General features: G+C 49.9%; 18 protein-coding genes, 1 tRNA gene and 1 pseudogene. 16 read left to right on the forward strand and 4 right to left on the reverse strand.

The window, feature by feature from the left end; genetic code table 11:
* Positions 1–27: 27 nt before the first annotated feature.
* The 3 genes from AC1S5B_RS05600 to AC1S5B_RS05610 form a co-directional block, all read right to left on the reverse strand.
* On the reverse strand, positions 28–531 hold the full coding sequence (locus tag AC1S5B_RS05600) for a hypothetical protein (protein ID WP_482034702.1): 504 nt from the start codon (positions 529–531) through the stop codon (positions 28–30).
* Between the two features lie 76 nt (positions 532–607).
* Positions 608–1,027 (reverse strand): hypothetical protein, encoded by a 420-nt coding sequence (locus AC1S5B_RS05605; RefSeq protein ID WP_482034703.1) that lies wholly within the window; start codon positions 1,025–1,027, stop codon positions 608–610.
* A 77-nt stretch (positions 1,028–1,104) separates the two neighbouring features.
* Positions 1,105–1,416 (reverse strand): hypothetical protein, encoded by a 312-nt coding sequence (locus AC1S5B_RS05610; protein WP_482034704.1) that lies wholly within the window; start codon positions 1,414–1,416, stop codon positions 1,105–1,107.
* Between the two features lie 359 nt (positions 1,417–1,775).
* On the opposite strand from AC1S5B_RS05610, the gene AC1S5B_RS05615 reads away from it, so the two are divergent.
* From AC1S5B_RS05615 to AC1S5B_RS05675, 13 genes and pseudogenes are all read left to right on the forward strand, one after another.
* Entirely contained in the window at positions 1,776–5,498 is a 3,723-nt protein-coding gene (locus AC1S5B_RS05615; RefSeq protein WP_482034705.1) for a WD40 repeat domain-containing protein, read from the forward strand.
* A gap of 17 nt (positions 5,499–5,515) precedes the next feature.
* Positions 5,516–5,587, forward strand: a tRNA-Lys gene (locus tag AC1S5B_RS05620).
* Positions 5,588–6,208: 621 nt separating this feature from the next.
* The gene (locus tag AC1S5B_RS05625; RefSeq protein ID WP_482034706.1) at positions 6,209–6,472 is read left to right on the forward strand and encodes a hypothetical protein; all 264 of its coding nucleotides are present in this window, start codon (positions 6,209–6,211) and stop codon (positions 6,470–6,472) included.
* A 136-nt stretch (positions 6,473–6,608) separates the two neighbouring features.
* Positions 6,609–6,746, forward strand: coding sequence for a DUF6888 family protein (locus tag AC1S5B_RS05630; protein ID WP_482036600.1), 138 nt, complete (start codon positions 6,609–6,611; stop codon positions 6,744–6,746).
* Positions 6,743–6,940 (forward strand): DUF6887 family protein, encoded by a 198-nt coding sequence (locus tag AC1S5B_RS05635; protein WP_482034707.1) that lies wholly within the window; start codon positions 6,743–6,745, stop codon positions 6,938–6,940. The genes AC1S5B_RS05630 and AC1S5B_RS05635 overlap by 4 nt, the downstream gene beginning before the upstream one ends.
* A gap of 75 nt (positions 6,941–7,015) precedes the next feature.
* Positions 7,016–7,837 carry a prepilin peptidase gene (locus AC1S5B_RS05640; protein WP_482034708.1) on the forward strand — a complete coding sequence of 274 codons (822 nt, stop codon included), beginning with the start codon at positions 7,016–7,018 and terminating at the stop codon, positions 7,835–7,837.
* Between the two features lie 391 nt (positions 7,838–8,228).
* Positions 8,229–9,638 (forward strand): efflux RND transporter periplasmic adaptor subunit, encoded by a 1,410-nt coding sequence (locus AC1S5B_RS05645; RefSeq protein WP_482034709.1) that lies wholly within the window; start codon positions 8,229–8,231, stop codon positions 9,636–9,638.
* A 147-nt stretch (positions 9,639–9,785) separates the two neighbouring features.
* Entirely contained in the window at positions 9,786–12,974 is a 3,189-nt protein-coding gene (locus AC1S5B_RS05650; protein ID WP_482034710.1) for an efflux RND transporter permease subunit, read from the forward strand.
* A 153-nt stretch (positions 12,975–13,127) separates the two neighbouring features.
* Positions 13,128–14,339, forward strand: coding sequence for a hypothetical protein (locus AC1S5B_RS05655; protein WP_482034711.1), 1,212 nt, complete (start codon positions 13,128–13,130; stop codon positions 14,337–14,339).
* A 17-nt stretch (positions 14,340–14,356) separates the two neighbouring features.
* The gene (tsaB, locus tag AC1S5B_RS05660; protein ID WP_482034712.1) at positions 14,357–15,016 is read left to right on the forward strand and encodes a tRNA (adenosine(37)-N6)-threonylcarbamoyltransferase complex dimerization subunit type 1 TsaB; all 660 of its coding nucleotides are present in this window, start codon (positions 14,357–14,359) and stop codon (positions 15,014–15,016) included.
* A 184-nt stretch (positions 15,017–15,200) separates the two neighbouring features.
* Positions 15,201–15,398, forward strand: a pseudogene (locus AC1S5B_RS05665) (YifB family Mg chelatase-like AAA ATPase); the annotation flags it as partial.
* Positions 15,399–15,429: 31 nt separating this feature from the next.
* Positions 15,430–15,591, forward strand: a complete 162-nt coding sequence (locus tag AC1S5B_RS05670) for a magnesium chelatase subunit ChlI family protein (protein WP_482034713.1) — start codon at positions 15,430–15,432, stop codon at positions 15,589–15,591.
* Positions 15,592–15,739: 148 nt separating this feature from the next.
* Positions 15,740–16,648, forward strand: coding sequence for a protein kinase domain-containing protein (locus AC1S5B_RS05675; protein ID WP_482034714.1), 909 nt, complete (start codon positions 15,740–15,742; stop codon positions 16,646–16,648).
* Between the two features lie 220 nt (positions 16,649–16,868).
* Here the strand turns inward: AC1S5B_RS05675 and AC1S5B_RS05680 are convergent, their stop codons facing one another.
* On the reverse strand, positions 16,869–17,117 hold the full coding sequence (locus AC1S5B_RS05680) for a Ycf34 family protein (RefSeq protein WP_482034715.1): 249 nt from the start codon (positions 17,115–17,117) through the stop codon (positions 16,869–16,871).
* Positions 17,118–17,316: 199 nt separating this feature from the next.
* Here AC1S5B_RS05680 and AC1S5B_RS05685 point away from each other — a divergent pair, with 199 nt between their 5' ends.
* The 3 genes from AC1S5B_RS05685 to AC1S5B_RS05695 all read left to right on the forward strand — a co-directional run bounded on the left by AC1S5B_RS05685 (position 17,317) and on the right by AC1S5B_RS05695 (position 20,062).
* On the forward strand, positions 17,317–18,735 hold the full coding sequence (locus AC1S5B_RS05685; protein WP_482034716.1) for a tRNA nucleotidyltransferase/poly(A) polymerase-related protein: 1,419 nt from the start codon (positions 17,317–17,319) through the stop codon (positions 18,733–18,735).
* A 128-nt stretch (positions 18,736–18,863) separates the two neighbouring features.
* A complete protein-coding gene (locus tag AC1S5B_RS05690) occupies positions 18,864–19,061 on the forward strand; it encodes a hypothetical protein (protein WP_171573961.1) in 198 nt (65 codons plus the stop codon).
* Positions 19,062–19,165: 104 nt separating this feature from the next.
* Positions 19,166–20,062 carry a S66 peptidase family protein gene (locus AC1S5B_RS05695; protein ID WP_482034717.1) on the forward strand — a complete coding sequence of 299 codons (897 nt, stop codon included), beginning with the start codon at positions 19,166–19,168 and terminating at the stop codon, positions 20,060–20,062.
* Positions 20,063–20,066 lie beyond the last annotated feature (4 nt).

The raw sequence follows: 20,066 nt of genomic DNA on the forward strand, positions 1-20,066 counted from the left end.
TATCGGCACTGGTTGAACGATTAACTATTAACGACAGCTAGAGGCGGCTGTGCGACCATCCATAACCTGTACTTTAGCGACAGGTTGCTTGCCTCCCCAACCGTAGTAACTATTGCTAAGCCCAGCGGCGGTCATATCACTATCGGTTACGCCTTGAGGTTTGCTAAACCTATAGTCACCGTCCCTATCTGGACCAGACGTTGCTCGAATATCTCGATACATCAGGCGATCCATGCAGTCTCCCATGCCATTGTTACTGCTGCTGTTATTGCCAGGAAGCACAATGATAGGAGAGGTTTGCTGGGGTTTATTGCCATAGCCAGCAGGCGAAGGAGGACACCCAAACGGAGTGCATGGACTTGCACCAGGATTTGGGCACCCAAACGGATTACAAGAACCCGCACCCGGTTGAGAACAGCCAAACGGATTACAAGATTGTGCAACGCTTGGTTGAATGTCTGCACCAAACGACAAGCCAGTACCGAGAATTCCCACCGTAAGTATCATTGCCATCTTAGATAGAGTCTTCATCGCCATATCCTGTGTAAATTAGTTGTTAATGACTGACACTGAATACAGTGCTACAAGTACAATTTTTTGAATTCAGCTATCTGGATGGCTTTAAAGACCCGCAGGCTTGAGGACCGTTAAAGAACACGCAATCATCGTAGGTTTCTCTCTCAGAATGATCCCCCATCATTTTGCCCATCGTTTCTAGAAGGTTGGGAAGTGCTTGCAGTGTCTCCCGTTGCAATTGACCTTGAGTTGCAGTGTCACAGTTTTGACCCCGGACAATCGTTTCACCGCTCCTAATGTCAGAATTGCCTTCATTGATTTTGATCCCTCCCAAAGTATTGCTACCAAGGGAAACATCATTACACTGGAGCGGAGAAGCGGATGGGGTTGCATTTGACTGTGCTAGTGCAGACTCAATGTGCAGACTGGGAAATAGCAAAACAGATGCCAGCATTGTGCTGAGGACATTGAACACTTTGAAAGTTTTTGGGCGATCGCATAGAGTTCTCATAGAGATTGACCTTAATAGAGTGCGGTTGAAGATGAGCTAAGTTTGAAAACAATAGGGACAAGCCGCGAACTGATTCTCTAAAAATCCTTGAAGAAGTTATCCATACTGTCTTGCCGTTTCTTGTCCTCTTCAGCGCGTACTCTCCGCTCTTCCAGTCGCTGGCGATTATTGTTCGCGTTGTCACAGTTTTTACCTCGAACAACTCTGGTTGCAGCTTTCTTGTCAATCTCCTGAGTGCTTCTGTCTGTTAGATTTGTTTGGGTTCCTGCGTCAGTTTTTTCTACCGAATCTCCAGTACCCGTGGATAGAAAGGTCGTTTGACTCCCATTTCCCGATCGCGAGTCGATGTTATTTTGATTCCTTGTCTTTTGGGCTTCGTTGGTATCCACACCAAGTGAAGTATCGTTGCACTCGAAATCATCGGCAAAGGCAGGTCGAGTATTAGCCTCAAAGAGGATCAATGAACCAAGGAGTGAGCTACCAAAGAGTAAACAAGCACTGAACAGAAAAGTTGGTGAATTGACGCACTTAGATTTCATATAGTAAGTTTTAACCTCAAATACCTGAACGCAATTGACCCAAATGCCCCTCAGAGAGGGTTGCACTTAGCATTTACCTTTCAAACAACCTAACTTTCTGAGATGAGGTTTGGCGGTCGGTAAAAAGTCAGGAAAAAGTCAGATTTTTCCTGAGAGAGACTGGTAAATGAAGGGTATGTTTATAGGACAGAATAGCGAGGACAGTAGCGATGCAGGTTGAGGAGGCATTGACGGCGGTTGAGCAGATGAGCGATCGCGGCTGCCTCAGCAAAATTGAGCAGATCGTGTTCCGGCACTGTTGGGAAGGGCGATCGTACCTACAAATAGCTCAAACCTCCGGCTATGATCCAGGCTATATCAAAGACACGGGCTATCGCCTCTGGCAAAGGCTTTCAGAAGTCTGTGGCGAGAAAGTGACTAAGCAGAATTTTAAGGGGGTGCTGCGACGAGCGGCACAATTAGGGGATAGGGCAGCGGGGGCAGCGGATAGAAAAGACCAAACTCGAACCTCCACCATTCCTCGGCACGACTGGGGAGACGCGATCGATGTGTCCATTTTTTATGGACGAGATCAGGAACTTATGACCCTGCAAACCTGGATCGTTCAAGATCGCTGCCGTTTGGTAACGCTGCTGGGCATGGGCGGCATGGGCAAAACATCGCTCTCGGTGAAAGTGGCAGAGCAGGTTTCAGGGGTCAGGGGTCAGGGGTCAGGAGAAAACAATCTGGCACCCGACACTGTTCGGCTGAGCGCTCACGTCGAAGCCCGACACCTGACACCTTTTAACTTTGTCATCTGGCGATCGCTCAGAGATGCGCCGCCGATTGATGAACTGTTGATTACATTGATTCAGTTTCTGGCTGAACAGCAAGATAGTGATTTGCCAGATAGTATTGGCGGCAAGCTTTCTCGCTTGATTGAGTTGCTGAAGCGATCTCGCTGTTTGATCATTCTCGATAACTTTGAAACGGTGCTGCAAGGTGGCAAACGGGCTGGAACTTACCGGAAAGGCTACGAGATGTATGGCGAATTGCTGAAGCGGGTGGGAGAGATTGCCCATCAGAGTTGTCTGGTTTTGACTAGCCGCGAGAAGCCCCAAGAAGTGGGCACGATGGAAGGCGATCGCTTGCCCGTCAGGACTTTGCCCTTGAGTGGGTTGGATGTGGCGGCGGGGAACTATATTCTGGATGCCAAAGGCTTGTACGGTGCATTAGACGATCTGGAACAGTTGGTTACTCACTATCGCGGTAATCCATTAGCGCTGAAAATGGCAGCGACTTCAATTCAGGATTTGTTTGCAGGCGATATTGCCCAGTTTCTAGATCAAGGAACCGCCGCCTTTAATGGCATTGGCAACTTGCTTCAGCAGCAGTGCGATCGCCTATCACCGCTAGAGCAAGCGATTATGAACTGGCTGGCGATTAACCGCGAACCCATGAAGATCGCCGACCTTCAGGCAGATTTAGTGACTAAACTCCCCCAGCCTAAGCTGATGGAAGTGTTGGAATCCTTGCGCTGGCGGAGTTTGATTGAAAGCAGCGCGATCGGTTTCACTCAGCAACCAGTAGTGATGGAATCGGTGACGGAATCATTGATTGAGCAAATGGCAAATGAGATTGTGGCAGAACAACCACAAGTATTTCTCAGCCATGCCCTGATCAAAGCTCAGGTAAAAGACTACATCCGCGACAGTCAAACTCGGGTGATTTTGCAACCGCTGTGCGATCGCTTGCTAACTCAGCTCGGCTCACCCAAACAACTGGAACATAAACTGAACCGCCTGCTGATACACCTGCGAGCCAATTTCCACCAACCTGGTGTCTATCAATCCAATTATGGCGCGGGCAACTTGGTCAATCTGTTCCGCCACCTCGAAACCGATCTAACGGGCTACGACTTCTCTGGCTTGAGCATTCGTCAAGCCTATCTGCAAGATGTCAATCTGCATCAAGTCAATTTTACCGAAGCTGAATTTGTTAATTGTGCCTTCGCCTCGACGTTTGGCGGAGTCACGTCGGTTGCTTTCAGCCCCAATGGACAACAACTGGCAACCAGTGATACCAACGGCGTGATTCAGATTAGTCGCGTCATCGATGGCACGCAGTTGGCAGTTTGCACAGGACACAACAGTTGGGTTTGGAGTGTAACCTACAGTCCTTCGCAGCCGATTCTCGCCAGTGGTGGTCAAGATCATCAGGTGCGGCTGTGGGATAGCCACACGGGGCAATGCCTCAAGCTGCTGGAAGGGCACACGGGGATCGTCACTTCTGTTGCCTTTAGTTCCGATGGTCAGTGGCTTGCCAGCACTAGCGGCGATCAAACTATTCGGCTGTGGAACATTGCTACTGGACAGTGTGTGCAAACGCTCCAAGGGCACGCCGCCTGCGTTTGGAGCGCGGTGTTTCATCCCGATGGTAAAACCCTATTCAGTGCCGGGGAAGATAATGTTATCCGGGTTTGGAATCTAGAAAATGGACAGTGTATGAAAACGCTGACAGGTCATCAGCATTGGGTCAGGGCGATCGCGATCAGCCCCAATGGACACCAACTCGTCAGCGGCAGTTTTGATCAAACGGTGAAACTTTGGGATGTGGCGACAGGCATCTGTTTAGCCACCCTGACCGGACACCATAAACCTGTGACCTCTGTTGCCTTTAGCGCCGATGGCAAAACCTTAGCCAGCAGCAGCTATGACTACACCGTTAAACTGTGGAGCCTCGACGATCAGCAGTGCTTGCAGACCCTCCAAAAACATACAAACTTTGTTTGGGCTGTGGCATTTCATCCCACCCAACCGCTGCTTGCCAGTGGAGGGGAAGACTATACCACCCGCCTGTGGGATCTGCGAACCGGACAATGCACCAAAACGTTGCAAGGGCACAGCAACTCGATTTATACGATTTGCTTGGCACCGGGCGGGAATGCTCTCAGTCCTAGCTATCAACTGCTTGCCAGTGGGCATGAAGACCAAACTATTAAGCTCTGGGATTGTAATCAGCAAACCCTGAGTGCAGAGTCGAACCCTCAGCCATTTCGGGTATTGCGCGGACATGCCGGACGGATTTTCTCGATCGCCTTTGCGCCTCAACCCGATGGAAATCATTCCGCCGAGCGGATGCTTGCTAGTGGCAGCGGCGATCGTACGATCAAACTTTGGAATTCTAATACAGGGCAGTGCTTGCGAACGCTGCATGGTCATACCAGTTGGGTTTGGGCGATCGCCTTTCATCCCGATGGCAACCAGCTTGCCAGTGCCAGTTATGACCACACCATCAAACTCTGGGATGTGGATACGGGCGACTGCTTAAACACCCTCAAAGACCACACCAGTTCTGTCCTATCCGTTGCCTTCAGCCCCAATGGACACTGGCTGCTCAGCGGCGGCTATGATCAAACCATTAAACTGTGGCATCTTAAAACGGGGCAATGCCTGCACACGCTACAGGCTCATCTAAATCGGGTTTGGGTGGTGGCGTTTAGCCCTGATAGTCATTACTTCGCAACGGGCGGGGATGATTGCACCGTTAAACTTTGGAATGTTGATACAGTCAAGTGTGTTCAAACCTTTTCAGGGCACACTGGTCAAATCCTCTCACTTCTTTTCAGTGCCGATGGTAAAACCTTGACTAGCAGCAGCGCGGATAAAACAATTCGCATCTGGAATATCGAAATGGGGGATTGTACGGCATTGCTTCAAGCACACCAAAACTGGGTCTGGTCACTCGTTCAAACTTCAAATAATGCAGTGCTCTTGAGTGGCAGCCAGGATGAGACCATTCAGGCTTGGAGCCTTGATGGAACTCACCTCAAGACTCTGCGCTGCCCCCGTCCCTATGAAAATATGATGATTGCCAATACGATCGGGCTGACCGAAGCGCAAAAAGTAATGTTGAAAGCGTTGGGTGCGATCGATGAAACAAAATACTGCTAGGATTTAGATACTAGTCTGGGTGACTAGCGCAATGGTAGCGCATCGGACTCTTAATCCGTTGGTTCTGGGTTCGAGTCCCAGGTCACCCATTGTTTGCATGAAAACAAATTTTCTAAAACGCCTATTCTTAGGGTTTTCCAGAACTGTTAATATTTATCTACATACCCCTAATTAGGACTAATAGGGACTAATACACCCCTATTTTTTAGGCTCATTTTAGGAGCAGATTGAGAAGAATGCTACCCCATACTCAAAGGTGCTTTTAACCGTGAGTGTTGGACAAAATTGGGAATACGAAAAAAGCCATCTGCTCTAGTTGAGGGCTTGTGTGGCTCTGGATATGATATTCCCATGAATTTCTTTCTACTTTTCATGCTGTTGTTTTTTGCAGTGGCAGCAGTTATGGTTCATCTGCTGATTCACGAAGTTTATTAGCCCGGCAACCGGAGAGGCTACAGGATTAGAGGCAAAATCGGTAGAATCAGGCTATGAACAAACCAGATGCCCACTGACTCAATCTCAGCAACCAAGACTACCTCCGCCAACAATCGATAGGTCTATGAGCAAGACTCTATGCGAGTGAAAGCTTTGGCTCAAGATTTTAGGGTTATCTGCCGCTGCTCAACTTAGCCGTTAAAAGAAATAATCGATCCCAATTAGTCAAGGGCAAGTATACTGAACTCGTTCAAGACTCAGAAGGGTACAAATCGGTGGCATACTCACAAAAGCAAGCACCTGTCCAAACCGATGAAGCAGACTTCGACGTTCTGCTTGATCCCGGATTGATCCGCTCTGCCCGCAGTATTTATACAACCTATTACGAAGTGCATCCCGAACTGATTCAGCGTCCTTTAGGGGTGGCGATCGATCGCTTTACCTATCGCGGCAAGCTCATATTTTCTGGCAAGCCAATTCTGCTTCCCCAAGAATGCTTCGTTCCTTTCAGCCAAATTGAATCTGATTTGTATTCATGAAAAGTTTGTATTCATGAAAAGTGAGCAACGTGCCTAGAATTAGACCTAAATTGAGCGTGTTACGCTTGTAGAAATAGGTGCGGTATAAGGTGTTCATAGTTCCTACGTCAGAACAGAAAACACAGTGCTTCAATCTATGTGTCTGGTTTGGCAAGCACTACCTGTCTATAAGTGTAGAAGTGTGGATGAGCGAACAGGTAATGTTTTCTTTCTGGCAGGCGAGAAAAATATCACCAAGATTTATCCCAACGGTAAATGGAGGGATGTAGGATGAGTAAGCCTGACTTTAAAGTGATGAGCCACAAGGATCTCCACGGCTATGTTCTGACTCATCGAGACGATCAAGAAGCTTTTTATGCCTTTGTAGACAAGCTTCACTGTAGACAAGCTTCACACAGAGGCTACTTGGATCGAAATGCCGCCATTGCAATCTGTGAAAGATCTGGAGAATTATCCAAAATTTATTGAGCATCTCCGCAAAAGTTCTGAGCCACACGACAAAGCGAGCTAATAATTCAGTGCCATCCGAGTGATACCTTTCCTATGGATTTTTTGGCTAGTCTGCTGATGTATGGTCTGGTGTTTTTTTGGGGAGCGGCGATCGGTAGTTTTTTGAGCGTTGTGATTCATCGGGTGCCTGCGGAGCAATCAATTTGGCTGCCGCCCTCCCATTGTCCTCAGTGTGGACATCGGCTTAAGCCTTGGGAAAATCTACCGATCGCAGGCTGGCTCAGCCTAAAAGGACGTTGTTCTAACTGTAAAACACCGATTCCAATTCGCTATCCTTTGCTAGAAGCGGTGTGCGGCACGGTTTTCTTACTGGTTTTTCTCGCGTTTGGGGTGACCTGGCAAACCTTGGGCTACTGGCTGTTTTTTAGCTGGCTGCTGGCGTTAGCGCTGATTGACATCGACACGATGACGTTGCCTAATCCTCTGACTCAATCTGGACTGATTGCCGGACTGTCATTCCGCGCTGTGGTTGGGTTCTCCACCGCCGGAGCCTTTGCAGAAGCAGCGCAAGCCTTGATGGAAGGAGTTGTGGGCGCAGTGTTGGGACTGTGGCTGCTAGATTTGATTGCGATCGCGGGTTCCTATGCCCTCGGTCAAGCCGCAATGGGCAGCGGCGATTCTAAGTTGGCTGCTTTGATGGGCGCTTGGCTCGGATGGCAAAATTTGCTGCTAGGCGGATTCTTAGCGTGTTTGGTCGGCGCGATCGCAGGTGGAATCGGCATGGCGCTGGGCCTGCTCAACCGCCGACAGCCCTTCCCTTTCGGTCCCTTTCTAGCGCTAGGTGGCTTTATTGCGGCAATTTGGGGCAAGGAGATCGTTTCCCTCTACCTACAACTCTTTTTGCCAACGCCATAGAAACTGTGGTGCGTCCATTAAGCCGCTCGTCAATCAAGTTGCAATTTGAATAGCAAATGGCTCATCCAGTTCCCTAACGTCAGGGTCTAGATTAACTACGCTGGCGATCGCGTCCCATATCGCGAATTACCTTGCTACCCCTCAACCACCGAGCTAGTCCTCTATTTTCAAAGCAGGTCTAATGACTCGCCTAACTCATACTCATGCAACGGCTTATGGAAGAAAACATCAGTCTTTCTTATGATTTATTCGCTAAGGTATTAGTATTTATTTATTTTGATAATAGGCTCAACCAATCGGGTCTATCTCTAGGGCGTAGCCAGAGGTTTATATAAGTTTTAAGGTTATTGGCAAGGCGTGAGTAATCGATCAGCTTAAACGAGGTATGTGAATGTCTGGTCCTTCGTCGAAGTATTCGGAGACTGTTGAAGTGCGAGAACATGAAAGTCCGCCTCCAACCTATGGGGCGCGATCGCCCTCCAGTTCAAAATCATCGACTAATCGGTGGTTGGCGATCGGTGGGCTTTTACTCTTACTGCTGGGCTTAGGATTTGGCTGGCGCTGGTGGCAGGCGAGCCAAGCCGCAGGGCAGCAGGGGGCAGGAGCAGGAGGTCCTCAAGGCATTCCGGTGAAGCTAGACACGACTCAAACGACCACTGTGAAGGAATCTTCTGAGTATGTTGGCTCCTTAGAATCTTTGCAGTCGGTGATGATTAAGCCGGAAATTACCGGGCGGGTCAGCGGAATTTTGGTGAAACCGGGCGATCGCGTCCAGGCGGGAACGCCCCTGATCCAACTGAAGCCCGATAAGCGAGAAGCTGAGGTTGCGGGTGGGTTAGCAGCCGTCAATTCTGCCCGTGCCATTCGATCGAGCGCGGTTTCTGAACTTCAGGCGACCCAGGCAGACCGGATTGCCAAGCAAGCAGAAGTAGACTTGCAAAATCAGAACTATCGGCGCATTGCGGCGCTCGTCAGAGAAGGCGCATTGGCAAAACAGCAGTTGGATATTGTGGGACGCGATCGCGCCAGAGCAATTTCAGAACTGAGGGCGATCGACCAGCGCATTCAATCTGCTAAAGCCAGCATTGCCGAGTCGGAATCGGGGCTGCAACAGGCACAGGCAAATGCCAATCTCACCACCGCCCAACTACAAGATGCGACCATTAACGCCCCATTTGCTGGCGTAGTGGGCGATATTCCCGTGCGTTTGGGACAAATTGTTGAGGTTCAAGACACACTGACAACCGTGACCAAAAACGAATCCCTGGATCTGAACTTGTCTATTCCTCTGGAACAATCCTATGAACTACGAACGGGGCTGCCAGTGGAGCTAACCGACGGCAAAGGAACGGCTCTCAGCAGAGGAAAAATTAGTTTTGTTTCACCCCAGTCTGATAGCCGTTCTCAAAGCGTTTTAGTCAAGGCAACCTTTGATAATTCCGCAGGCAAATTACGAGATGGGCAGTTTGCGCGTGCCAGAGTGGTATGGCGATCGATCCCCGGAATTCTGGTTCCCGCCTCCGCTATTTCTCGTTTGGGAGGAGAAAACTTCGTCTTTATCGCCCAACCCCCCGATGACACCTGCAAAGAAACTCTCAGCAAAGCGGCTCAAGCCGGCCCACCCGGCGCGCCTAAAGGCAACCTACCTGCCCTTGTTGCCCGTCAGCGGCTCGTCAAACTAGGCAGTATCCAAGGCAATAGCTACAACGTCCTAACCGGACTCAAACCGGGCGAAAACATCGTCGTCTCTGGCATTTTAAACCTGTCAGAATGTAGCGCGATCGCGGAAGCGCCGAAATAGGTTTCAGGTGCCATGGGGCAGAGGGCAGAGAACAAACCGAAACCTGCTTCCTAAAACCCAAAAACCGAAACCTGCTTCCTAAAACCCGAAACCTTGCCCTTCCCCTCTTGCCTGAAACCCGAAACCTGAAACCTAGCACCTACACCCATGGCAGACTTTTTTATTAAGCGACCGGTTTTCAGCATTGTCTGTGCGGTAATTATCTTGATGATTGGGGCAATCTCCATACCAGGATTAGCCGTCGATCAGTTTCCCGATATCAGCCCGATTCAAGTGCAGGTAAGTGCCAACTATCCCGGAGCCAGTGCCGAAGTGGTTGAAAGTGCGGTGACCACCATTTTGGAACGGCAAATCAACGGGGTGGAAGGGCTGCGCTACATGAGTTCCACCAGCAGTAATGATGGTTCCAGCACCATCACTGCGACGTTTGAATCGACTCGCGACAAAGACATTGCAGCGGTGGATGTGCAAAATCGCATCTCCTCAGTCCAGTCTCAATTACCTGACACGGTTCAGCAAACCGGGGTGAGGGTGAGTAAGCAGTCGAATAACATTTTGCTGGCGATCGGGCTTTACACCGATAACAATGAATACACCAACCTCTTTTTAAGTAACTATGCCGATCTGTATATTGGGGATGCCCTAAAGCGGATTGAGGGAGTCAGCGAAGCCAGAATTTTTGGCGAACGGCGCTATTCCATGCGGCTATGGCTCGATCCAGAACGATTGGCATCCCGTGGTTTGGTGGTGCAGGATGTGGTTGCGGCTTTACGGGAACAGAATTTGCAAGTAGGGGCAGGACGAGTTGGACAATCTCCCTCATCCAAGGAGCAGTTGTATCAAATTGATCTCCAGGCAGTGGGACGGTTGAAAGATGCTTCTGAATTTGAAGATGTTGTGATCAAGGCGGACGCAGATAGCCGAACCCTGATCAAGCTACGCGATGTGGGACGAGCAGAACTGGGGGCTGAAAACTACAGCAGCTTTTTGAGGTTTCGCGGCAAAGATGCGGTGGGGTTAGGCGTATTTCCATCTCCTGGCAGCAACGCGCTTGAGGTAGCGGAAGGAGTCAAGCAGGAAATTGAGAAACTGTCGAGGTCGTTTCCTCCTGGCATGAAGTATCAAGTGGCGTTTGACACGACGCTCTATGTGGAGGAATCGTTGGCAGAAGTCCAGAAAACGCTGCTGGAGGCAATCGTTCTGGTCGTGCTGGTGATCTTTGTCTTTTTGCAAGATTGGCGCACTACGCTGATTCCAACGATTACGATTCCACTGTCACTGATTGGCACCTTTGGATTTGTTAAAGCGTTTGGCTTTTCGATCAATAGCCTGACTCTGTTTGGTTTAACCTTGGCAACCGGGCTGGTGGTGGATGATGCGATCGTCGTTGTAGAAAATATTAGTCGTCTGATTCAAACGAAGGGGATGCACCCTAAGGAGGCAGCTTCTGAATCGATGCGCGAACTGTCGGGGGCAGTTGTGGCTACGTCGCTGGTGTTGATGGCGGTATTTGTGCCGGTCGCATTTTTTCCAGGGACTACGGGCGCACTCTATAAGCAGTTTGCCTTGACGATCGCGTTCTCTATTTTCATTTCCACCTTTCTGGCGCTTACCCTCACGCCTGCACTGGGGGCAATCCTCCTCCGTCCGGGGCAACGTCCGCCCCGATTTCTTGCCTGGTTTTTTAACTGGTTTAATCGGATGTTCGATCGCGTCCGGGAAGGCTACAGAGGGGTTTTGGACTGGTTAGTTCACTTCAAAATGGTGGTAATTGGGCTGTTTGTGGTGCTGCTGGGTGCCACTGCCTGGTTATATACGCAGGTTCCCCAAGCCTTTTTACCCGAAGAAGATCAGGGCTATTTCATCACGATTATCCAAGCACCAGAGGGCGTTTCACTCAACTACACCGATAAAGTAATTGCTCAGGTCGAAAAGATTTTGCTGGATCAGAAAGAGTTCCCTGAAGTAGTGGGCACTTTTGCGATCGGCGGGTTTAGTTTTAGCGGCAACACCGCCAACACTGGCGCAATTTTCACCACACTCAAACCGTGGAAGGAGCGTAAAAAACCAGACCAGTCCGCCCAAGCCATTATTGGCAAAGTGTTTGGGAAGGTAAGTACGATTACAGAGGCGCGGGTGTTGCCCGTCAATCCACCTCCCATTCGAGGGGTAGGTAGTTTTGGTGGCTTTCAATTTCAAGTACAGGATCGGCGCGGCAGTGCAGAGATCCAAGATTTGCTCAAGTCAGCCCAGCAGTTAATTGGACAAGCAAACGCGCCTGGAACAGGTCTACAGCAAGTATTTACCCAGTTTGCTGCCAGTACACCTCAGTTTCAAGTGGATGTGAACCGAGATTTGGCAAAAACCCTGGGAATTCCAGTGGACAACATTTTTAATACTTTGCAGACGGCGCTGGGTTCTCAGTATATCAATGACTTTAATTTGGGGCAGCGCAGCTACCGAGTGTATGTGCAGGCAGACGAAGCGTTTCGAGCGAATCCAGGGAATATTGGCAGTTTGTATGTGCGATCGGGGGCAGGCGACATGGTGCCCTTAAGCAATTTGGTGACAGTGACCCCGACGACTGGCGCACAAACGATTACCCATTTCAACCTGTTTCGGGCGATCGAAATCTCCGGCGGTTCTGCACCCGGTGTCAGTTCAGGGGATGGCATTAAAGCCATGGAAACCTTAGCGCAGCAAACGCTGCCCCCTGGTTTTGGCTACGAGTGGGCAGGAACCGCACTAGAAGAAGTGCAATCGGGCAGCTTGGCTCCGATTATCTTTGGCTTGGGACTGGTGTTTGTGTTTTTGGTTCTAGCCGCCCAGTATGAAAACTTTATCGATCCAATGATCATTATGTTGGCGGTGCCGCTGGCAATTTTAGGAGCGCTGTCTGCCCAATCCTTGCGGGGCTTGTCGAATGATGTGTATTGTCAGATAGGGTTGGTAATGCTGATTGGGATGGCAAGTAAAAACTCGATCTTGATTGTGGAGTTCGCCAACCAACTGCGAGAACAGGGATTGTCGGTGACCAAAGCCGTGATCGAAGCGTCTCAAGATCGCTTACGCCCGATTTTGATGACTTCCTTTGCGTCGTTGTTGGGCTTTTATCCCTTGACGGTGGCAACCGGGGCAGGGGCACCTAGCCGAGTTTCTTTGGGAACGGCGGTCTTTGGCGGTTTGTTTGTAGCAACCTTCCTCAGCCTGTTTGTGGTGCCCGTTCTCTATATTGTGATCACTGGATTCAGCGATCGCGTTACCAAACGCCCTCACCCACCTGACTCTGGAACTTTGATGCCAACCGAAAAGGAACCCGATGTGGTGCTTCATTAAAAGTGAATGGATTTTTGATCGCGGCTTTGACTTGAAATCGCGCATGGAGTTATGAGGGTGCAGGAAATGGTAGAGTAATCCACTGAGGCAAGCAGCGATTGGAGCGCTCTGGCTCTGATTTTAAGGTTGTTTGTGTTGTCGTGGAGAAAAACCATGTCTCAGGAATCCATCCCTGAACCAACCGATTCTGACTCTCAGGCGTTACCTGGGGAAGAGACAGACGTTAGTGGTTCAGAAGATATTGCTGAATCGGCAACCCGTGCCAATGAAGATCTTCCCTTAACAGAAGATGTTTGGGAAGAAGCTATATCGGAATTGGTAGAGATAGAAAACAATACTCAGCCGATCGCAAGTGCAGACATGCCGATTGAAAAAGTTGCCGAGAGTCTTTCTCCCAGGCGCTCATCCCGCGTTGCTTCGAGCACTTCCGTTACTGCCGCCCAAACTACAAGCTGGCAGAAGTTGCAGCAGTATTGGCAGGCAGAAATTCGACCCGCGTTGAAAGAGCAAACCATCAAAACGCTGAAAGCAACCATTAGATCGCTCGAATTTCTAGTTACTCGTTTAGAAGCAAAGCCCGTTTCATCATCAGACTTGCCCCAATCCGGCACACCTCAACGACAGCGGGGAGTTTGGGGATCTATCTTGGCTATGACGCGATCGCTGTTGCCTCGTTCACTTAGGCGATTATCTGATGTAATGCTGAGTGGAGCGATCGCAGGGGTGTTGCTGCTCACCCTCTGGATCAGTTCTTCCTTGATTTTTAGCAAACCACCCACTCAAGTTGCGACTGCACCCTCTGTCAAATCTACTCAAGACAAATCAACCAACGCACCCAAAAAAATAGTTTCAAAGGACAAGCCATCTGAAGTGAAACCAGATACCAACGCGATCGCCGATCAACCCCGTCCCAAACCAAGCCTGCTACCTGTACCGTCTGCCAAGGCGACCGACGCGATCGCGGATAGTCCCAACCCATCTCCAACCCTAACGCCCACACCCGCAATCAGTCCTACTCCCAAGCCTGCTCCTGCCCTCAAACTCACCCCAGAGCAAACCCTGATTGCTCAAATTCAAGATCAGGTTGCCGAGGTCAGCAATCACTATGTAAATGGGCTGATCCAATCCGTGCAGGCAAACTTTCGCAGCAGCCTTTTGACCATCAAAATCGGCGACGGTTGGTATACTCTGGAGCAAGCTCAGCAAAACAAACTAGCGAACGAAATGCTAAACCGTGCTCAGCAGCTTAATTTCGTCAAATTGGAACTCACCGATCCAGAAGGCAGCTTGTTATCCCGTAGCCCTGTCGTCGGCTCCGAAATGGTAATTTTAAAACGCACTTCTTCCCTTCAACAAACCACGTAGTCCAAACACTGTTTCCATTGATTTCCTCACCTGACACCCGACACCCGGCACCTAACACCTCTCTTGCCCTCCACACGAGCACCCCCGAATTAGGACTGGCGATCGCCCATTTTCCTGGAGAATGCCGCCATCAAGTGTGGGATTTAGGACGGGATACCTCAACCCTGCTCCATGCCTACCTCGTGGATTTTATGCCGCCCCAAACCTGGCAAGATCTGGCGTTTATCGCTGTGGCAAAAGGTCCCGGCGGTTTTACTGGAACCCGGATTGGAGTCGTCACTGCCCGTACCCTAGCGCAACAACTTGACATTCCCCTTTTTGGCATCTCAACCTTGGCAGCCGTAGCCTGGGAAGCGGCGAAAACCTTAGATGACTCAATGAATATTGCTGTGCAAATGCCAGCCCAGCGCAGTGAAGTGTTTGGTGCAATTTACCAGAGCGATCGCCAGCAAAATCGACTGATTGAACTCTTGCCCGATGCCGTCATGAGCCTAGAAGCTTGGTACGCTTTACTCAAGCAGCAAGACTCGCCTTACCATCTTGTGACTGCTGATGGTGGCTTGGGTCGCACTGTCACCAGTGTTTTAGAACTAGCTCAGATTGCCTGGAATAACGGCGATCGTCCCCACTGGTCAGAAACCCTCCCCTTCTACGGACAGCACCCAGTCAAACAGTAGAAGTTAATTTGTTGTTCTACTGAGAATATTGGCGGGAACACTGAATTACAGAATTGCCCATGACTCACGTTTAAATATAGTGGAAAGCAAAAAGTGATGCCGTTAGACACTTGGACGAACCAAACCGCAACACCCAGAGCGACCCAAATCGCGTGAGCAATACTGGGCGCGCCTATCTGCTCCCCTCATGGATCGAATTGATTTACAGGTGGGGGGGAATCGCCTCAAGCCAGAGGAAATCACCCAACAGCCAACGGGGGAAAGACTCCGCATCGGTCGCTCGCGGGTGGAAGCGGCGCGATCGCAGGCACAACAGCGATTTCAAGGAACCTCTTTGCGATGCAACGCCGAAATGCAGGCGCAAAATTTGCGGGAGTGGTGAGTGGTGTGCGCTAGATGATGCCACCAAAACCTTGCTGGAAGCCGCAATTCGCAAGTTAGGTCTATCCGTCAGAGCCAGCGATCGCATCCTCAAAGTGGGTCGCACCATTGCTGATTTGGCTGGAGATGACGCTCTCCAAACTCACCACATTGCTGAAGCGATTCAATACCGCACCATCGATCGCTTGCAATAAACTGATAGGATTAGCGATCTCAATAGCAGCAAGCGCATGGACATCAATTGCAAAACAAACCAGAAATATCACTGGTTACATCTGTATCTTGTCATCTCACCGTCTGAATCGCTTGCATGATTCAGCAACACTCAATAGCCCCCACCTTATGAGCTACTGTCTAAACCCAATTTGCTCAACTCCAGAAAATCTCAGCCACTCGGATATTTGTCAAACCTGTGGTTTTGCTTTACGTCTGAAAAATCGCTATCGAGCCATCCAGGTGATTGGGCGAGGCGGTTTTGGTCGTACCCTCTTAGCCGTGGATGAAGCGCAACCGCTAAAGCCCCGCTGTGTGATCAAACAATTTCTACCGCAATCAGAAAATCTGACTAATACAGAAAAAGCTTCCAACTTGTTTAAGGAAGAAGTTTTGCGGTTGAGAGAAGTGGGTAAGCACCCCAACATTCCCGATTTGTTCGGCTATTGTAGCCAGGATGGCTACCAGTATCTGATTCAAGAATTTATTGATGGACGCGACTTGGCGCAGGAATTAACCGAGGACGGGGCTTTCAGTGAACTTAAAATTCGACAATTGCTTGAAGAACTCCTGCCTGTGCTTCAGTTCATTCACGACTGCCACATTATTCACCGCGATATTAAACCAGCTAATATCATTCGTCGTCAGAGCGACCAAAGCCTATTTCTTGTAGATCTGGGCGCTGCCAAACAAACGACCGGAACTGCACTCGCCCAAACTGGCACCGTGATTGGGAGCGCAGAATATGTATCGCCAGAACAGGCTCGCGGTAAGGCAGTATTTGCCAGTGATATTTATAGCTTGGGGGCAACTTGCACTCATTTGCTGACTGGCATGTCACCGTTTGATTTGTATAACAGCCACGAAGGGCAATGGGTTTGGCAAGATTATTTGCCTCAACTAGTCAGTGGATCGTTGGCATCGGTACTAAACAAAATGCTACGCGATGCCACAAGTAAACGCTACGCTTCTGCAACCCAAGTTTTGGCTGGTATCAGTTTTTGGGAAAGCTACGATGTAACTGCCTCGTGGCTCTAATCATTGCTACATCGCGTGATTCTACAACTTCTGACCTTGATGCACTACCCGTTGATCGCTCGAAGGCTTCAGGACTCGTGATCACCATGGATCCAAGCGATCCTGAGGGTGAGAAAAATTTAGAGCAGCGAATTGGTCAGACAAGTCAAGAATGACCCTATCAGTTTTCTTCCATTTAGTAACTTCCCCAAATCCGCTTGGATGAGTTAGTAAACCGCTTTTAAGTTGGCACCAATTCGCCGGGGCGCAGGCGTGACCATTTGCCCATATCGGCGGTAAAACTTTCACAGCCCACTACATCCCATTCCATTTCAATCATCTCGCCATCGTTACGGATGTTGACGTTAATCGTTGGTTGAGTCGGCTCAAACGTGGGATTTTCGGTGAGGTGCGGCTGTTGATGCTGCCCTTCAACCGCGTGGTAGGTCGTGCAGCGATCGACATACTGGCAATTGATACAAACACACATACTTGAAACCTCCGTGTCTGTGGTCAGCAACTCGCAGAATTGAGATGCTTTTCTGTTAATGTAGCTCAGGCGACGTGATTCTTCATCACCCTAGCCATAGTTTTTACGACCATTGCAGCCTACTAATTCCCAAATTTTGCCGGAATGGTCTGCAAATGCCGTGCATTTCACAAATAGCATCGTTAGGATCAGACTATTGTTGGATTTAGAACCTTTAACGCTGAGTCAGGGATTGGATCTTCAAGCAACTGCCTCAATTAAATTTTTAGCCCTTTCTCCCCAAAATTGGCCCTTTGGATTGGAGTGGTTGCCTGCGTCTGCTTGCTTGGTGGGGGGAAGTGTGCGAGATGCCCTGTTAGGCAGACACAGCGATTATTTAGACCTAGATTTTGTGCTGACCGATCGCGTTGTTGAAACTGCCCAAGCGATCGCCCGTCACTACAAAGCAGGATTTGTGTTGCTAGATGCCGAGCGGCAGATTGCGCGGGTTGTATTTCCTCAAGGCACCGCAGATTTTGCTCAGCAGGTGGGTGCAACGTTGGAAGAAGATCTAAGGCGACGAGATTTTACGGTGAACGCGATCGCCTACGATCCTCGCCTGGATCGGTTTGTCGATCCGTTGCAGGGATACGGCGATTTACAACGGCGGTTGTTGCGGATGGTGTCAGCAGAAAACCTAGAAGAAGATCCCCTGCGATTGTTGCGGGCTTATCGCCAAGCTGCCCAACTAGGGTTTAGCCTAGAAGCCGAAACTCGCCTTGCTGTGAAGCAGTTTGCTCCTTTACTGCGCCAGATTGCAGCGGAACGGGTACAGTCTGAATTTAATTATTTGCTCAGTACTGCAAAGGGCACGCCCTGGCTGACTCAAGCATGGCAAGACGGTTTGTTGCAAGATTGGCTTCCCAATGCGACTGCCCAAAGTTTGAAGTGTGTGGCTGAAATCGATCGCGTCACGGTTTTGCTACAAGAGACAATGCCGAAGTTTGCCACGAAGATCTATGGTCAAGTTCGCCTAGTATCCAGCGGGCAAGCGCCCGTAGAAAATCCAATTAAAGCATCCGGTTCAGCACGCAACTGGTTAATTACTGCCAAGTTAGCTTGTTTGATGAGGGCTAAAGCAAGCGAAGCTGAAACTCAGATGCGCCGATTGAAATATAGCCGCACGGAGATTCAGGCAGTGAGTACCGTACTCAAATTTTTGCCCCAGCTTTTTCCGGCAAACTCAGTTGAGCCAAAACAAGCGCTGAAGACACCCGCTTCGCAACTTAATCTGTCGCGACGAGAGCAATACTTCTTTTTCCAAGGAGTCGGAACTACGTTTCCCGCGATCGCAGTATTGGCGATCGCGCAAGGGCTGGCAGTAGACGCGATCGCGCCATTAATCGAGCGATTTCTCAACCCCAATGATCCTGTCGCCCACAGCACCCCCGTTTTGACGGGACAAGATCTGATGACGGCGCTCAAACTGCCACCCGGACCACGCATTGGTCAGTTACTCGCCGCTATTCAATTGGCAAAAGCGGAAGGACTGCTTTCTACCGCCGCCGATGCCATCCGTCTGGCGGCAGATCTGATCGCTCGCAGTGAAACGGATATTTCTCACAATCCAAAGTCATAGAGCATCCAGTAGGTATGTTAAAGTTATCTTCTGACTATTTTTCCAAAAGCTGCTCGATTAGCCTCGGTTTAAGCTAAACCGGAGGTATTTCGTTTGCGGCGATTATAGCTGTTTTATAAGGGGTAAACATGGCTAAACGCCGAAACCAAAAAAAAGAAAAAGCTCTCAGAAACCAAGCATATGCCCGTAAGTTTCGCAAGCGAACAAACACAGGGCGGATGAACCGTGGCAGACGCAGCTTTGGAGGTCGTCCTGATGACGAGCAAGATTCTGACACGATGGAACAGAATGAATCTGGGGCTGGAACAGGAGCCGTTGATTTGTAACTAGCGACAATCTGAGTAAGAAAGTTTTACGCTTTCTTCTTAAACCCTCTAAGTGCAGATACTTAGGGGGTTTAATTTGCTGGAATGATACACTATAAGGCGTTATGAACAGTTGCCAACTGCCACCTCCCTTGAAACCCAATGATTTACTGCGGGTGATTGCTCCCAGTGGCGCACTGCGCGAATTGGATGCCTTTCACAAAGGGGTAAATCTATGGCGATCGCGGGGGTATCGCATTGAGCTAAGTCCCGGCTTTGATCAGCAATGGGGCTATCTGGCAGGCAGCGATGACCATCGCCGACAGCAGTTACAGGATGCGCTGAATGATCCCGATTGTCGGGGAATTCTGTGTGCGAGGGGCGGCTATGGGGGCGCACGGTTGCTCGAAGATCGGTCGTGGAAATCGACGGCACCTAAGTGGCTGATTGGCTTTTCAGATATTACCGCTCTGCTGATGAGCTTGGGCAAACAGGGAGTTTCGGGCTTGCATGGTGCGTTACTCACCACGATCGCCGCCGAACCTGACTGGTCACTCGATCGATTATTTAATTGGGTAGAAGGTCGCCCCATTCAGCCATTAACGGGCACAGGGTGGGGAAACGGCAAGACCACGGGAGTTCTGTTACCCGTGAATCTGACCGTTGCCACCCATTTATTAGGAACACCCGTTCAGCCTGATTTATCCAATGTGATTTTGGCGATCGAAGATGTCGGCGAAGCGCCCTATCGCATTGATCGAATGCTGACTCAATGGCGGCTTTGTGGAGCATTGCAACAACTCAAAGGAATAGCGATCGGTCGGTTTAGCCACTGCGATCCCCCTGCTCACATTCCTAGCTTTACGGTGGCGGAGGTCTTGCGCGATCGCCTGGGCGATTTGAATCTGCCGATTGTGTCTGATCTCCCCTTTGGTCACGATGGCGCGAATGCTGCTCTCCCGGTGGGGATCGCCGCAGAACTGGACAGCGATCGTGGCATATTAACAATCTGCGATCGCTGACTGA

The sequence above is a fragment of the Leptolyngbya sp. CALU 1928 genome, assembly GCF_056784215.1.

What these genes read in the sequence shown, in the direction of transcription:
- AC1S5B_RS05600 (WP_482034702.1), bottom strand. Translation starts at nt 531, where the DNA reads ATGAAGACTCTATCTAAGATGGCAATGATACTTACGGTGGGAATTCTC.
- AC1S5B_RS05605 (WP_482034703.1), bottom strand. Translation starts at nt 1,027, where the DNA reads ATGAGAACTCTATGCGATCGCCCAAAAACTTTCAAAGTGTTCAATGTC.
- AC1S5B_RS05615 (WP_482034705.1), top strand. Translation starts at nt 1,776, where the DNA reads ATGCAGGTTGAGGAGGCATTGACGGCGGTTGAGCAGATGAGCGATCGC.
- AC1S5B_RS05630 (WP_482036600.1), top strand. Translation starts at nt 6,609, where the DNA reads ATGTGTCTGGTTTGGCAAGCACTACCTGTCTATAAGTGTAGAAGTGTG.
- AC1S5B_RS05635 (WP_482034707.1), top strand. Translation starts at nt 6,743, where the DNA reads ATGAGTAAGCCTGACTTTAAAGTGATGAGCCACAAGGATCTCCACGGC.
- AC1S5B_RS05640 (WP_482034708.1), top strand. Translation starts at nt 7,016, where the DNA reads ATGGATTTTTTGGCTAGTCTGCTGATGTATGGTCTGGTGTTTTTTTGG.
- AC1S5B_RS05645 (WP_482034709.1), top strand. Translation starts at nt 8,229, where the DNA reads ATGTCTGGTCCTTCGTCGAAGTATTCGGAGACTGTTGAAGTGCGAGAA.
- AC1S5B_RS05650 (WP_482034710.1), top strand. Translation starts at nt 9,786, where the DNA reads ATGGCAGACTTTTTTATTAAGCGACCGGTTTTCAGCATTGTCTGTGCG.
- AC1S5B_RS05655 (WP_482034711.1), top strand. Translation starts at nt 13,128, where the DNA reads ATGTCTCAGGAATCCATCCCTGAACCAACCGATTCTGACTCTCAGGCG.
- AC1S5B_RS05675 (WP_482034714.1), top strand. Translation starts at nt 15,740, where the DNA reads ATGAGCTACTGTCTAAACCCAATTTGCTCAACTCCAGAAAATCTCAGC.
- AC1S5B_RS05680 (WP_482034715.1), bottom strand. Translation starts at nt 17,117, where the DNA reads ATGTGTGTTTGTATCAATTGCCAGTATGTCGATCGCTGCACGACCTAC.
- AC1S5B_RS05690 (WP_171573961.1), top strand. Translation starts at nt 18,864, where the DNA reads ATGGCTAAACGCCGAAACCAAAAAAAAGAAAAAGCTCTCAGAAACCAA.
- AC1S5B_RS05695 (WP_482034717.1), top strand. Translation starts at nt 19,166, where the DNA reads ATGAACAGTTGCCAACTGCCACCTCCCTTGAAACCCAATGATTTACTG.